This is a genomic window from Dyadobacter ginsengisoli DSM 21015, assembly GCF_059568735.1.
This window is the reverse complement of the sequence record NZ_JCANTY010000007.1, coordinates 196,619-211,072: the sequence shown is the minus strand read 5'-3', so window position 1 is coordinate 211,072 and position 14,454 is coordinate 196,619. Positions and strand designations below refer to the sequence as shown.

General features: G+C 46.1%; 10 protein-coding genes and 1 tRNA gene. 2 read left to right on the top strand and 9 right to left on the bottom strand.

Annotated features, from left to right (window positions below; all coding sequences use genetic code 11):
- Nucleotides 1-3 precede the first annotated feature (3 nt).
- The 7 genes from BP71_RS25710 to BP71_RS25680 form a co-directional block, all read right to left on the bottom strand.
- Nucleotides 4-2,325 (bottom strand): TonB-dependent receptor, encoded by a 2,322-nt coding sequence (locus BP71_RS25710; protein ID WP_496384445.1) that lies wholly within the window; start codon nt 2,323-2,325, stop codon nt 4-6.
- Nucleotides 2,322-3,263, bottom strand: coding sequence for a DUF4249 domain-containing protein (locus BP71_RS25705; RefSeq protein ID WP_496384444.1), 942 nt, complete (start codon nt 3,261-3,263; stop codon nt 2,322-2,324). Before BP71_RS25705 ends, BP71_RS25710 begins: the two co-directional genes overlap by 4 nt.
- A gap of 479 nt (nt 3,264-3,742) precedes the next feature.
- A tRNA-Pro gene (locus tag BP71_RS25700) sits at nt 3,743-3,816 on the bottom strand.
- 125 nt (nt 3,817-3,941) lie between these two features.
- Entirely contained in the window at nt 3,942-7,373 is a 3,432-nt protein-coding gene (locus tag BP71_RS25695) for an efflux RND transporter permease subunit (protein ID WP_496384443.1), read from the bottom strand.
- Nucleotides 7,374-7,460: 87 nt separating this feature from the next.
- On the bottom strand, nt 7,461-8,591 hold the full coding sequence (locus tag BP71_RS25690) for an efflux RND transporter periplasmic adaptor subunit (protein WP_496384442.1): 1,131 nt from the start codon (nt 8,589-8,591) through the stop codon (nt 7,461-7,463).
- A gap of 46 nt (nt 8,592-8,637) precedes the next feature.
- Nucleotides 8,638-10,002 (bottom strand): TolC family protein, encoded by a 1,365-nt coding sequence (locus BP71_RS25685; protein WP_496384441.1) that lies wholly within the window; start codon nt 10,000-10,002, stop codon nt 8,638-8,640.
- Nucleotides 9,977-10,618, bottom strand: a complete 642-nt coding sequence (locus BP71_RS25680; RefSeq protein ID WP_496384440.1) for a TetR/AcrR family transcriptional regulator — start codon at nt 10,616-10,618, stop codon at nt 9,977-9,979. Before BP71_RS25680 ends, BP71_RS25685 begins: the two co-directional genes overlap by 26 nt.
- A 550-nt stretch (nt 10,619-11,168) precedes the next feature.
- Between BP71_RS25680 and BP71_RS25675 the strand changes: the two genes are divergently transcribed.
- Both BP71_RS25675 and BP71_RS25670 read left to right on the top strand, forming a co-directional pair.
- Entirely contained in the window at nt 11,169-12,647 is a 1,479-nt protein-coding gene (locus tag BP71_RS25675; protein ID WP_496384439.1) for a type III PLP-dependent enzyme domain-containing protein, read from the top strand.
- A gap of 111 nt (nt 12,648-12,758) precedes the next feature.
- The gene (locus BP71_RS25670) at nt 12,759-12,884 is read left to right on the top strand and encodes a hypothetical protein (protein WP_496384438.1); all 126 of its coding nucleotides are present in this window, start codon (nt 12,759-12,761) and stop codon (nt 12,882-12,884) included.
- Here BP71_RS25670 and BP71_RS25665 read toward each other — a convergent pair.
- Both BP71_RS25665 and hemE read right to left on the bottom strand, forming a co-directional pair.
- Nucleotides 12,881-13,405, bottom strand: a complete 525-nt coding sequence (locus BP71_RS25665) for a D-glycero-alpha-D-manno-heptose-1,7-bisphosphate 7-phosphatase (protein ID WP_496384437.1) — start codon at nt 13,403-13,405, stop codon at nt 12,881-12,883. The genes BP71_RS25670 and BP71_RS25665 overlap by 4 nt on opposite strands.
- Before the next feature lies 1 nt (nt 13,406).
- Entirely contained in the window at nt 13,407-14,435 is a 1,029-nt protein-coding gene (gene hemE / locus BP71_RS25660; RefSeq protein WP_496384436.1) for a uroporphyrinogen decarboxylase, read from the bottom strand.
- Between the last annotated feature and the right edge of the window lie 19 nt (nt 14,436-14,454).

Below are 14,454 nucleotides of genomic sequence, written 5' to 3'. Positions count from 1 at the left end.
CTTTTAAAATTTCAATGTGTAGCCTATATAAGGCAGTATTGGGAAAAATGAAACTTGCTTAACCACGATCCCGGTTGGTACGAAATCCCGGTTCCGTTCAGTCTTCATATCCAGATATAAAGGATTGTTTCTGTTATAAGCGTTGTACAGGCCCAATCGTAATTCAGCATTCCGCTTGCGAGGAGTTATCAGCGATTTGCTTGCGCCAATGTCCAGCCGGTGAAATGCAGGCATTCGTCCGTTGTTTCTTTTATCATATATAAACCTGGGGCCGCCACTGTTTTCAGTAATAAAAGCAGCTTCCGGCAAAGTAACAGCATGTCCTGTCTGGTAAATAAAGCCGGCACTTAATTTCCATTTTTTCCCAATGGCATAGTTTGTCGTTATCGCTAGATTATGCCGTCTGTCATATTTCATTGGGTACCAGGCTGCATCGTTGATTTCGGAAAACTTCCTTTCTGACTTCGACAAGGAATAAGAAATCCACCCATTAAAGCGACCTGCTTTTTTACTCAACATCAGTTCAACTCCTTTCACACGCCCTATGCCGTTTTTTATAACAATATCATCCCAGGAACCGGCTAATAATCCGGCAAAATTGGTGCCATCAGGATAATCTATCAGGTTTTTCATCCTTTTTGTATAACCTTCCAGTGATAGATCCAGACCTAGCTGAGGAAAAGTCTTATAAAGTCCGATGGATAATTGCGAGCTTCGCGAAGGTGTTACTTTGTTCGTTGAGGGAAGCCATGCATCATAACCGAAGCCAAAACCATTGTTGGTGAGTAAGTGAACGTATTGATTCATAATAGCGTACCCACCCTTGATAGTCCAGTTTGCGGGAAGCGACCAGTTCAATCCCAGGCGCGGTTCAGGATTCAGAAAAGTCCGATTACTGACATTGTACAAGCTATACCGGAGGCCGGGATTAAAGTGTATTTCAGGAGTAAGGCTTATGTAAGCATCTGCGTGAAAATCCAGCTGTGTTGCTGGGAACTTTCCTGTTCCGGTATCATTCTGTGAGCCACTATAATTGCTTTTTGTAACAAAGGGACTAAATGAATGTCTGGTGGCGTCCAAACCAAATTTCAGATTTACTTGATTAGAAAGAAAATAATCGAACTTAACTTTGCCGCCTAAATCGGCTATCCCTGCATTGGTGTCTCGATAAAGTCTGACAGGTTCGGTGTTCAGGTTAATATCTTCAAAGTTATTGGTCAATTCGCTGGTGTACCTGGAATAGAGCAAAATGAATCTGGCAAAAAGCTTTTCTGAGAAAACCTTGCTGTACCGAAGGGTTGCGGTCGTGTTTCCCCAATTATTACCCACAGAGGTTTCTGTCTCCCTTCCGTCATTAGCACTCCATTCGCTGTACGTAAAGCGGTCAAAACCATTATAAAGGCTCAAATAAATCTGATCCGTTTTATTAATCTGATAGTTGAGTTTTGCATTGAGGTCGTAAAAACGATACTTTCGGGTTTCACCATATCCGCTTGCTTTCTTGGGCTGCAACAAGGAAGAAAGTCCCAGTGTAGAGACCCTTCCCGACACAATAAATGAAGCTTTATTTTTAACGATCGGCCCTTCCAATGTCAGATTTTGATTGAGAATCCCAATACCCACTTCCCCGCCAAATTTCTGGTTGTTGCCGTCTTTCATGGTTAGGTCTATCACCGAGGCGAGTCTGCCACCATACCGGGCAGGGAATGCTCCTTTGTATAAATCAACTGATTTTAAAGAACTTGGGTTGAAAACCGAAAAGAATCCGCCCAGGTGCGTAACGTTGTAAACAGGGACTTCATCCAGCAGAATTAAGTTTTGATCGGGTGTTCCTCCCCGGACATACAAGCCGGCGCTGCCTTCCGTCCCTGTGGAAACACCTGGTGTAAAACTTAATGCTTTCAAAACATCCACCTCACCCAATAAGGCGGGCATTAATTTTAGTTTGCTCATCGGAATAGATAAACTGCCAATAAGCGCATCCGTATTTTTTATTTCTTTCACCGTCACTTCTTTTAGAAGATTGGCCTGCATTAGTTTGATTTCCAGAGGGAATTTATGTTTGTCAAAATTGTTGACATAAATAGGCGTATAGCCAACAAAGCTGATTTTAAGTGAGGAGCTACTCGTGGGGACTTCCAGACTGAAAAAGCCATAGGCATTTGTTTGTACTCCCGTTTGAGAAAGACTGTCTCGGACGGTGGCACCTACCAGGAGCTCTCCGTTCGCGGCATCCCGCACGGTTCCACTGATAGTCAACTTCTGAGAAAAGGCGATGTGTGCACTGGCGACCAGGAAAAAGACCGTTATTAAATATTTCGTCATGGTATTTCGATCACTTTTTCATTGGAAGCGAAAATTAGCCCGTAACCATTTTTGATATTGGTCAAAGCTCTTTGCGGAGGAAGCACGAGATGATCGACGCCCTCGGGTTGGTCGTATTCTATTTTGGCATAATCAAATGCCTCTTTTGTAATGACTTCAACTCTCATGGTAACCTTAGGCGCCCATTGCGGATTATTGAGAGTTCCTTTGCCCGTTTGGATGTAGAATTTGATTGGGGTCTTAGGATCAGGTAAGCATGTACTTCTCATCAAAAAAACAGAAGCGAAACGATCAAAAGTAATTCCCGCAACTTCACTGTGATAGGTTGATATCTTTTCATTGGCCCAAGTGTGGCAATCCTCTTCCTTGGCAGGTATATTGTCGGTGGCGCCATACGGATTGGCCGATACGGTATCCTTCTCATAATAAGATAGAAACGTAAGTGTGAAATATTTTTCTGGCTGAGATTGCTGCGCTGTAAAATATATACTTGCCAAATCCTGAGGCGTCTGGTGGTTGATTTCCCCGGGGACATTCCGGGTTCTTACTACTGTGATGTCGGGCAGATCCAATGGAATCGGTACTGGGGCTGATTCGGCGGTTGGTAGCATCGGAGCCGATGCTTTTACAATGTAGGTGGCTCCCGCTTCTACCACACGATCAGATACATAAAAACTCTTTTCGTTGGCTACTGGAGACAGTTCAATATATTCTTTGCCATTCATTAATAATCCCACCTTTGCATCCGCAACACCGACATCCTCCAGAATAGCACCAACGGGATTAAAGGTTTTGGTTACTTGAATTCTTATGGGGGACCCCGCCTTAAGGTTCCCCCATAAAACCAGCTTGTCGCCTGAGTAAGGAATATCAAGATGAAGGTTAGTCTCTTTGCAACCAGTAACAATTAGTAATAGTAAAAAATATATAAACTTCATACGTCGGAATAGAATTGTTCTGTCAGTAGTTGGAGATAAGCTTACGAGTTAAGGATATATGTCCATTAAAGAAGCTAGACAACCAAAATTACACAATTAGGGAATTGCCTAACTTTAATCACTTCTATTAAAAATATGGAATAGGATTGCCAGCGGAATATATTGCGGCTGGATAAACTTTTTCACCGGCCAGCTTATCAATAATCTCTGGCTGGATGTCAACGGAGGTGCAAGACTAAATTGAGTGGTGAATGCACTGCCCATAAATTGACTTAACATAAGCCAAACTTATACTTTCCGGCGGGAATTGCCCTAAAACTACTGATGTCAATTGTGGACGCGGGAAAGCTAAGAAATCGCAAAATTGGAAGTGTTTGGTATGGTCAAAAAAACAAAAACTCAACCATAACGAACAAAAATATTCGACCTAACGAAAAAGCCACTCACAACATGAAGTCGTAAGTGGCTGATTTTCAATGTCGGGATGACAAGATTCGAACTTGCGACCCCTAGCACCCCATGCTAGTGCGCTACCGGGCTGCGCTACATCCCGAACTTTTGTGAAATGCCCTAAGGCATTCTTTGGGGTTGCAAATCTATGAATGTTTTGGATTATTGTCTATTTCTGGCGTAAAAAATTTCAGATACCCCAAAACAGACAATAATCCATACATTCGGTTAGATCGTTTCGTTCTGCCAGTTCGGGTTTACCACCTCGGTTTTGCCCTTTCTGAACCACTTCTCGCGTATACGCTCGTTCACATAATACATACAAGGTACCATGACGAGGGTCAGGATGGTTGAGAATGTAAGACCGAAAATGATGGTCCACGCCAGAATGTTCCAAAACACCGAGCTTGGACCGCCCACGATCAAATGGGGTTCCAGATCGCGGAACAAGCCCACGAAGTCGACCGTAATACCCAATGCCAACGGCACCAGACCGAGCACTGCTGCCGACGCAGTCAGCAATACCGGTGTGAGACGGATAGCTCCTCCTTCAATAATGGCCTCGCGCATAGGGTAACCGCGCCCCCGCAGTTCCTCGATGAACTCGATGAGGAGAATACCGTTTTTCACCACAATACCAGCCAATGCAATGATACCTACACCGGACATGATGATTGAGAAGTCTTTCTGGAAGATCACAAAACCGAGCAATACCCCGATCAGCGAAAGTATAATGGTAAAGAAGATAATGAAAGGCTTTATCACTGAGTTGAACTGAGTCGCAAGGATCAGGTAGATCAGCAGGATCGCAGCGCCAAATGCGGTTCCGAGGAATGACATCGATTCATTTTGTTCTTCCTGCTCTCCACCCATTTTGATAATATAGCCGTTCGGCACCTCTATGTCGGCGATCAGGGTTTGGATCTGCGCCACAATCTCGTTGGCGTTATAACCCGGCAATACATCCGATCCAAGCGTTACGATGCGTCGCTGATCCTGGCGGTTGATCTGGCTGAAAGTGGTCGAGTAATGAATATTAGCCACGGATGTGATGGGAACCTGGCGTAATGCTCCGCCCATATTCATATCGCGATACACGACATTCAGGCTCAGGAGCTTTTCAATCTGTTCACGGTCGTCTTTTTCTAACCTAACCATGATCGGATATTCGTCCTTATCATCGCGGAACTTGGACACTTCCAGACCAAACAATGCGGTACGGACGGCTAGCGCTATTTGCTGTGAACTAATCCCTTCCCGTTGTGCCTTTTCACGGTCAATGTCGATTACAATCTCAGGCTTGTTGGTCACAAGGTCAGAGCGAAGCTGGTCAATACCTTCGATGCCGGATTGCTGAACACGGTTCAATACGTTTTTTTCGAGTTTTCGAAGTACGTCAAAATCGTCTCCCGAAATCTCAATGGAGATCGGTTTACCGGTTGGAGGTCCTACGGCTTCCCGTTCCACCGATATTTCGGCTCCCGGGATCCCTGAAACTGCATCACGTATTTTACGCAGGATCATTTCCGACGACCGTCCGCCACGTTCAGTGCCGTAGACAAATGCGACCGTTACTTTGGATTTGTGAGGCGTAGCGGAACGGTCTGGGTTATACGGGTCACCCGCGTTTTTACCGACGTTAGCAATCACGGAATTGACCATGTCCATGGCCTTTTCTTTTTCCAAAACATCAAAAACCCGTTTCTCGATGATCTTAGTCACAGAGTCGGTCACACGTGCGTCGGTGCCGATCGGCAGTTTATTATACACATACACATAATCCGGATCACCACTTGGGAAGAACAAGACTTTGGGTTGTACAATACCGGTCAGTACGAATGTGAAGATCAATAAACCGAATACCAGCACAATGGCCACAACCGGTCTCCATCCTCGCAAAAGCCAGTCGATAAGTTTGCGGTACCCGTTTTTCAAGCCTGGCAACAAGGTGTCCTGGAATGGTACGAGGACTCTTGGTGTCAGAATATAATGGTTGAAAACCCAGAGGATCAATATGAAAACAAAGAAGTTCCCGATTCCACGGTCGATTACATAGCCAAGCATCGATGCGACAACGAGAATGATCAACGGTCTGCGGATCGCTTTAAAGCTGGTATCGTGCGCCTCTTTTTCATCCTCATGTCGGCCCATGAATGAAACTGCGAATACCGGGTTCATGACATATGCTACGAAAAGGGACGCTCCGAGCGTGATAATCAGCGTTAGCGGCATGAACTTCATAAACTCCCCTACTATACCCGTCCAGAACAGCAACGGAAAGAATGGAGCAATGGTAGTGAGTGTTCCGGAAAGTACCGGAATGAATACTTCACCTGCGGCTGCTTTTACCGCCTGCTGGATCGTCCAGTCCTTATGCTGGTTGAAGAGCCGGTGCGTATTTTCGATTACCACAATGGCGTCATCCACCACGAGACCGATCCCGAGCAGGAATGCAAAGAGTACAATGGTGTTCAATGTAAATTCGGTTCCCACCATGGGCCCGATGATCGGCATCATCACAAATGCCACCAATGCGGATAGCGGTACCGATAAACCTACGAAGATCGCGTCACGCACGCCCATGAAGAACATCAATACCATTACTACAAAGATGAAACCGAGTACAACCGTGTTGATCAGGTCATGCAGGTCGGCTCTGGTTTGAATAGACTGGTCGGCTGTGATTTTGATATCGAGACCTGCCGGAAAGCGGTTTTCTCTGTAATCGGCAATAACGTTCTCGATTTTATCCGCGGCGTCAACCAGGTTTTCTCCGGAGCGCTTGATGACGTTCAGGGTAATAACCGATTTGTTGGCCAGGCGGGCAAAATCTTGTTGCTCCTCAAAGCTGTCGGCTACTTCGGCGATGTCTCCCAGGCGTATGGTGGCGCCCGTGGCCGTACGGATGCGGATGTTAGCCATGTCGGCTACATTGGTATATTCTCCTTTTACACGCAACGTACGGCGAACGCCCTCTACATTCAGTTCTCCACCGGAAATGTTGATGTTTTCACCCTGGATGGCCGTTTGTACGTCATAAAATGTCAAACCGGTCGATTTCATGCGGTCCAGGTTTACATTGATCTGGATTTCGCGGTTCAATGCACCGAGAATATCCACGCGGGTTATTTCGGGCAATGCTTCGATTCCATCCTGCAAGTCCTCCGCATACTGTTTCAATTGTTTCAGAGAATAATTGCCGGCAATGTTGACGTTCATGATCGGGAATTCCGAAAAGTTAACGTCCTGCGCGGTAGGGCCAGAGTCGAGGTTTTGCGGCAAGTCGGTTTTCGCCTTGTCGACCGCATCCCTTACCCGCTGCAGCGCGACTTCCACCGCAACGTCGGGCGTAAATTCAACCAGGATCACTGAAACGTCCTGCAACGCATTGGATTTGATCTTTTTCACCCCGTTCAGCGATTTGAGCTGCTTTTCAATGGGTTTGTTGATCGTGTTCTCGATATCGGCCGGGGCCGTTCCGAAGTAAACTGTATTGATGTAGATCTGTGGGATCTTAATATCCGGAAACTGCTCTTTGGGCAGGTTGTTGTATACCATGAACCCTGCCAACGTGATGATGAACGTAAAGATGTAGATCGTCGTCCGATTCTCTACGCACCAGTTGGTGAAGCCTAAGGTTTTATATTCACTAAATTTCATAGAGCTAATGTTAATGAGTGAATGAATCGTGATTTTTTATCACAACTCCTGACTATAAATGACCTGGTGGCCATCACTCTTAGATTACTAGTAGCTGATCGGCTGACCGTCGGAAACTTCCTGATAGCCTAGCGTGATCAGTTGATCACCTGCCGACAGTCCTGACAGAATCTCGACTTTGCCATTGTAGCTCAGACCCGTTTTCACTTCGCGGGCTTTGGCGATTTTTTTATTACCTTCATTCACAGCCACGTAAACAACATTGCCTTTTTCAGTGCTTTGCACATAATTCTGATCTATTGCCAGTGCACCTTTGCTGGTGGCGTCGTTAATCTGTACCTGCGCCATCATATTAGGTTTGATATCGCGGTCCGAAGGTAAATTCGCTTCAATGGTGAAGGTCCGTGACAGGGGGTCAACCGCCGTGCTTACGAAAGTAACGCGGGCTTTGTATTCCTTTTTGAGGTCAGGAAATTTCACGATTACTTCGTCGCCTCTTTTTACGCTGGCCGCATAGGTGTCTGAAACTTTGGCAGTCACTTTAAGATTGGCAAGATTCACAACACGAACCACGCCGACGCCCGGAGAAGCCATTTCACCTACTTTTACATTTACCAAATCTACCACTCCGGCCATTGGGGACACGATGTTAGTCTGGGAAAGTTGCGTATTCAACGTGCTGAGCTTTCTTTCAAGGGATTCCTTGTTGTTCTTGGCTTGCAGATACTGCAGCTCTGTTCCAATCTTCTGGTCCCAAAGGTTCTTTTGCTTTTCATAAAGCGTGTTGGCCAGGCTCATGGAGGTTTTCAGCTCTTCTATCGACTCGGTCAGGATGCTGTTGTCGATCTTGCCGATCACGCTGCCCGCCTTTACAGCATCGCCTTCTTTGACATACATTGCCACGATGACGCCGCCGGTTTTTGGCGTAACGAGCACGTTATTTTTAGCATCGACCGTGCCCTGCAGTTCCACGTAATGCTTGAAAGTTTCGGCAGTCAGTGTATCGATCGATACAGGCTTCACTTTGGCTTCCGTGGTTTTTTTGGGATCGAGTTTGCCGATCTCGATTTCGAGTGCCTTGATTTTCTTTTCGTTCTCGACCTGCTGTGCTTTCAGCTGAACGAGCTCTTCTTTTTTGCCTTCCAGGCCCTCTTTTTTTGCAGAGCAGGAAGCCAGGATGGTGGCAACGGCGGTTATAATCAGAATATGTCTTTTCATGATATTGGTAAGTAGCTGTTTCAAATTCTGTTAAGTGTTAATGGTATTATTCGGAATAGAGCTCGCCTTTGGCCTTGCTGAGATCCACTTTCGCGATCATCAGATCGTACAATGCCGTGAAGTAGTTGGTTTGCGCTTCTTTCAGGGATGATTCTGCATTGATTACTTCAATGTTTGAGCCTACACCTTCCTTATACTTGATTTTTGAAACGCGGACAATCTCTTCGGCCAGCGTCAGGTTTCTTTTTTGGGTTTCCAATGTGGCAAATGCATTCTTGATGTTAATGGCCGCCTGATTGGTTTCCAGGTCGATCGACTGTTTCAGCAGCGTCTGATTGTTTTTGACTTTGTCGAGCGCGATCTTTTTCTGGTCTATCTGATACTTTTTAGAGAAGCCATCGAAGATCGGGACATTGAGAGAAAGGGTCAGGGCAGAATTGTTGAACCATTTCGAAGTGAACAGATCACCCAAATTGCTACGACCATTGTTATGCCCGTAACCAAGGGAGGCCGAGAGGCTGGGTAAATAGCCTGCTTTGATATTTCTTAAATCAAGATAGGCCAGTTTTTCCTGGGTATTCAGTAAGGAGAATTCGATCCTGCTCTCATAAGCGGGTTGAGCATTCGCCAGGCTGGTTCTCAACGAATCGATACTGACGGCGTTGATATCATCTGTGAGTTTGATAGATTCATTGGCAGGCATACCCATCTGATATCTTAGCAAAGCATAACTCAGTTCGATCAGATTCTGAACTTTCTGACGTTCGGTTTGCAGGTTGTTAACCTGCACTTCCAATCTGTTTACGTCCAATAGTTCCACAAAACCGCTGGCATTCATCGCTTTGGTTTCCCGCATGGATGAGTCGACGCGTGCGATGTTCAAGTCCAATAGTTTAGCACGTTCTTCTGCTACCTGTGCCGAATAGTAGGCTTTTGTAACCCCTTCGGCGACAGTTACTTTAGACTGCGTAATGCCCTTTTGTGCCAGTTCACGATAAGTCGCTGCAGCTTTCAGGCCAATGAAATAAGAGCCGTTAAAAATGAGCTGATTTAAGGTTGCCGAGGCTGAACCTGAATAGCGAATACCGAACGGGACCGCAGAAGGAGGTGCATCCTTAGGAATCGAAGGATCAAAAATGTTGCCCGGGAGAAATACTTTCTGGATGATGAGATTATCAATGACACTGGCGTTCGCGCTTACCTGTGGCAACCCCGCCGAACGTATCTCACCGATGCGCGCTTCCGCAGAAACCGCGTCGAGCTGTGCATTCTTTACATTCAGGTTGTGCTTGATCGCATAGTCGACCGCCTCTTTCAGCGAATAACCGCCTGTTTGTGCGTACAACGGAATAAAACTTATCAGTACCGTCAGCGCGGTGATCGAGCTACGGATTGTTTTGGCATTTTTCATGGGTATTGAGTTCAATTGCTGTTTTATCTTTGATGGTGTTGTAGTATTCAAATCCTTTTTCCGAAAGTATCCCATTTAAAAAATGCTTAAGGAACTGCATTTGGACATGCATCATGTTATATTTTTTCGCTGGGTAGATCGTCGGATCGAATGCGAGCACGATTTGTTCCACGCGCAGGAGCGAAAGCACGTCTACATCGATGTCGGTACGGTAAACGCCCAGTTCGATGCCCTTGACCAGATTGTCGCGGATGCCTTTGATGATGTACTCCTGCTTATAGTTCTGAAAAAGCTCCCAGGCATTGGGGTAGTACTTTTTCAGGTCATATAATAAGGTCGGATTCATGTCCGAAAGCGTATCCTGCATCTGAATCGTAGCATACATCATTTCCTCGATCGGACTTTGCGCGAGTTCTTCCACTTTTTGCATTTCGCATTTCTGCGTCCGGATCTCTTCCTGGATCACCAGTGCCAGAATGGCTTCCTTGTCGGAGTAATGCTGGTAAATTGTCCGTTTCGAAATTCCCAGGTCACGGGCAATGTCATCCATCGTGACACTTCGGATGCCGTAGCGCCAGAACAGGTGCAATGCTGATTTTATAATTCGCTCTTTCACAGGGCAAATTTGAAATTTTCGAATGATAAAAACTAAGAAAACTTTGTAAATGTTTAAAGTTTTCTCGGCATTAGTATTCGTTTCTTGGTTTTTGGTGACAAATGGGGCGGTGATGCGCTCTGATATTGTGTTTATCAGATCATTAGGTGGCTTTTTGGCCGGTTGGTGGGTATTGTCGGTTCGAGAAGCTTCATAGAAATGGTTTTTAGCTGTTGAGAAATGTATAATTCTTAAATAGGATTATATTGAGAATATTTAGATTCCAAATCAGGGGCGTGGAGGTGTCTCATCAGTGATCAGGTACCGTGCCGGTTCTCACTTTGCGGCCTAAAACTAGGTACCCGCATAGAGGTTAGTCAATTAAAAAATTATTAAGCGGGTGTTTTTAGGTATGAACTTGGCAAATAGAGAGATAAATTGCTTCCGGATGGGAATGATTTGCCATTGATCCGTGTTTGGAAATGACACATATTCTGCCCAATTTTCGGGTCATTTTCGTTCCTATTTTTTAACACCCAATTCACTAATTGCCATAGCGACAAACAAATCAATGAAAAGCTACATTGACCTGATTCAGCAGACGTTCGAGTTTCCTACTATGGAGTTTAACGTCGATAATAATAAATTGCTGTTCAACAATGTACCACTGATGGATATCATCGAGGAACATGGTACACCATTAAAGATCAACTATCTGCCCAAGATCGGAGAACATATTGAGAATGCCAACATGTTTTTCCGGAATGCCTTTAAGAGACATAATTATAAAGGCACCTATACCTACTGTTACTGCACCAAATCATCGCATTTCAGTTTTGTGCTGGAAGAAGCTTTAAAGCACAATATTCATATCGAGACCTCTTCGGCCTTTGATATACCCATTATCCGGGAGCTTTATCGCCGTGGCAAGGTCAACAAAAGTACTTACATACTGGCGAATGGCTACAAACTGCCCCGCTATACGCAGTACCTGAGTGAGCTGATCAACGAGGGCTTCAATGTAGTGCCGATTCTCGATAATCTGAAGGAGATCGAATCATACGAGCAGCAGGTGACAGCCGATTCTGTGCATTTCGGGATGCGTATCGCGACGGACGAAGAGCCGAATTTTGCATTTTATACCTCACGCCTGGGTATCCGTTACAATGATGTTCAGCAGCTTTACAAAGAGAAGATCGAGCCTAATCCTCGCTTCAAACTTAAAATGCTGCACTTTTTCATTAACACAGGTATTAAGGATAGTGCATATTACTGGAGTGAGCTCACCCGCTTCATGTTCAAGTACTGCGAAATGAAGAAACTCTGCCCTGATCTCGATTCGATCGACATCGGCGGTGGGCTTCCGATCCAGACTTCTCTGCAGGCGGGCTACGACTACCAGCAGATGATCGATGAGATTATTGAGAACATCCAGTGGATCTGCAACAAGAACAACGTCCCTGTTCCCCATATTTTTACCGAGTTCGGAAGTTATACCGTCGGAGAAAGCGGTGCGGTGATTTACGAGATCATCGACAAGAAACTTCAGAACGACAAGGAGCTGTGGTATATGATCAACGGATCTTTTATCACGCAGTTGCCTGACTCGTGGGGTATGAACCAGAAATACATCATGCTGCCGATCAACAACTGGGATAATCCTTACCAAAAGGTGAACCTCGGCGGGCTGACGTGCGATTCGCAGGATTTCTATAATAGCGAAATGCACAGTGCCGATTTGTACATGCCCATTTTCGAGGATAACGAGTCACAATACATCGGTTTCTTCCACACCGGCGCATACCAAGAATCGCTCGGAGGTTACGGAGGGATTCAGCATTGTCTGATCCCCGCACCGAAACATGTACTGGTGGATCGCGACGAGGAAGGTCGCATTACCACCAGGGTATTTGCGGAAGAACAGAACAGCGATTCTATGTTACGGATACTGGGTTTTAAAGAAGAGCCGTTCGGTGCTCAGGACGTGAAGCCGGGGGAGGAAAAGGCTCAGACCGAGCCGGAGGAGGAATTGGCTGAAACAAAAATCTGATGCCGTATATAAAGTTCTTTGAATGAGTTCGTTATTAGTCTGGCTAAAACGCTCATTCAAAGAACTTATTTTTATATTTTTGTAGTGACAAAATTTTATACGAACTGGAAAATGAAAAAGATCTTACTTCTTTTGGCTGTTTGCGGAACATTGGCAGTTGCTTCCTGCACCAAACATGCCTGCCCTGCTTACGGCTCCGCGCAGAAAACGCAGCCGGCACCGGTAGTTAAGGCTTAATTTCCTTTCTCTAATATCAGTTTTGCCGCCGCAAGCAGATCGGCCGCGGCATAGTCTCCCGTCGAATGTTCATTGTGCGGGATAATGTGGATGGTTTTCAATCCCACATGTTTTCCTGCTTCCATATCCCGGTCCCTGTCACCGATCATCCAGGATTGGTCGCGGTCGATATCATATTTAGCCATCGCTTTCTCGATCAGTAACGAACCCGGCTTCCGGGACAATGAATTGCCCGAATAGGCTGGGTGGTAAGGGGAAAAATACAGATCATCCAGCGCATGATCCGAGGCGAGCTGCATGGCTTCATGAATGGCATAGACGTTTTCAGCGCTGTAAAGCCCTTTGGCAATGCCTGCCTGGTTGGTAATGACGATCAGCAAGTAACCCGCTTTTTTCAGCATTCGTAATGCTTCGGGGACGCCTTCGGGAATCACGAGTGCTTCCAGTTGGTACAGGTAATCCGGGCAATCTTCATTCAGTACCCCGTCGCGGTCGAGGAATACACATTTGTTCCGGGCCATATCAGCGTGAAGAGTATTCTTTGACTGATTCGATGAAACAGCGGACCTTGTCCGGATCTGTATCGGGGTAAACTCCATGGCCGAGATTGGCAATGTATCGCTGTGTGCCAAACTGGTCGAGCATATTCTTAACCTCCGCACGGATCTGGTCGTAGGATGCATACAGCACGCAGGGGTCCAGGTTGCCTTGCAGGGTCTTTTCAGGAATCAGTTCGCGCGACTCCGTAATGTCCATGTTCCAGTCGAGTCCCACCACCGAACAGTTCAGTTTCCCGATTTCTTTTCTTGCGAAGAATGCGCCTTTGGCAAAAACGGTTACCGGTACTTCGGTAATGGCGTCGCAAATCTGTTTGATATAGGGAAGCGAAAAAGCACGGTACTGTTCAGGAGACAAAATGCCTGCCCAGGAATCGAATAATTGCACAATATCAGCACCGGCGACGATTTGCGCTTTCAGATACGCGATCGTGCTGTCGGTGATTTGTTGCAACAAGGTATGTGAGAACTCAGGATCTGCATATAAATGCTTCTTTGCCACAGAGAAGGTTTTGGAGCCCTTTCCTTCCGTCATGTAGCAGAAGATCGTAAATGGCGCGCCGGCAAAGCCGATCAGCGGTACCCTTCCGGCGAGACCGTCTTTAGTAAGCTTAATGGCGTCCAATACATATTTCAAATCCGTTTCCGGTTCTGCGACATGCAGTTTTGAAAGATCTTCCAGGCTATGAACCGTCGAAGGGAACACAGGCCCGCGCTGCTCGGCCATTTCATAGGGCAATCCCATTGCCTCGGGGATGACGAGGATATCCGAAAATATAATGGCAGCGTCCACGCCCAGCAAATCGACAGGTTGTAGGGTCACTTCGGCTGCCATTTCAGGTGTAGTGGCAAGTTTGATAAAACTTCCGGCCTTCTCCCGGACGGCCCGGTATTCTGCCAGGATCCTTCCGGCCTGGCGCATCATCCATACGGGCGTACGTTCGGTTTTCTCCCCCCGTGCCGCCCGAAGCAAAAGGTCATTTTTCAATTTCATGCGGCAAAGGTAGGGAGAA

Excerpts from the sequence above, each read along its gene's own strand:
- BP71_RS25710 (WP_496384445.1), bottom strand. The coding sequence starts at position 2,325 with ATGACGAAATATTTAATAACGGTCTTTTTCCTGGTCGCCAGTGCACAC.
- BP71_RS25705 (WP_496384444.1), bottom strand. The coding sequence starts at position 3,263 with ATGAAGTTTATATATTTTTTACTATTACTAATTGTTACTGGTTGCAAA.
- BP71_RS25695 (WP_496384443.1), bottom strand. The coding sequence starts at position 7,373 with ATGAAATTTAGTGAATATAAAACCTTAGGCTTCACCAACTGGTGCGTA.
- BP71_RS25690 (WP_496384442.1), bottom strand. The coding sequence starts at position 8,591 with ATGAAAAGACATATTCTGATTATAACCGCCGTTGCCACCATCCTGGCT.
- BP71_RS25685 (WP_496384441.1), bottom strand. The coding sequence starts at position 10,002 with ATGAAAAATGCCAAAACAATCCGTAGCTCGATCACCGCGCTGACGGTA.
- BP71_RS25675 (WP_496384439.1), top strand. The coding sequence starts at position 11,169 with ATGAAAAGCTACATTGACCTGATTCAGCAGACGTTCGAGTTTCCTACT.
- BP71_RS25670 (WP_496384438.1), top strand. The coding sequence starts at position 12,759 with ATGAAAAAGATCTTACTTCTTTTGGCTGTTTGCGGAACATTGGCAGTT.
- BP71_RS25665 (WP_496384437.1), bottom strand. The coding sequence starts at position 13,405 with ATGGCCCGGAACAAATGTGTATTCCTCGACCGCGACGGGGTACTGAAT.
- hemE (WP_496384436.1), bottom strand. The coding sequence starts at position 14,435 with ATGAAATTGAAAAATGACCTTTTGCTTCGGGCGGCACGGGGGGAGAAA.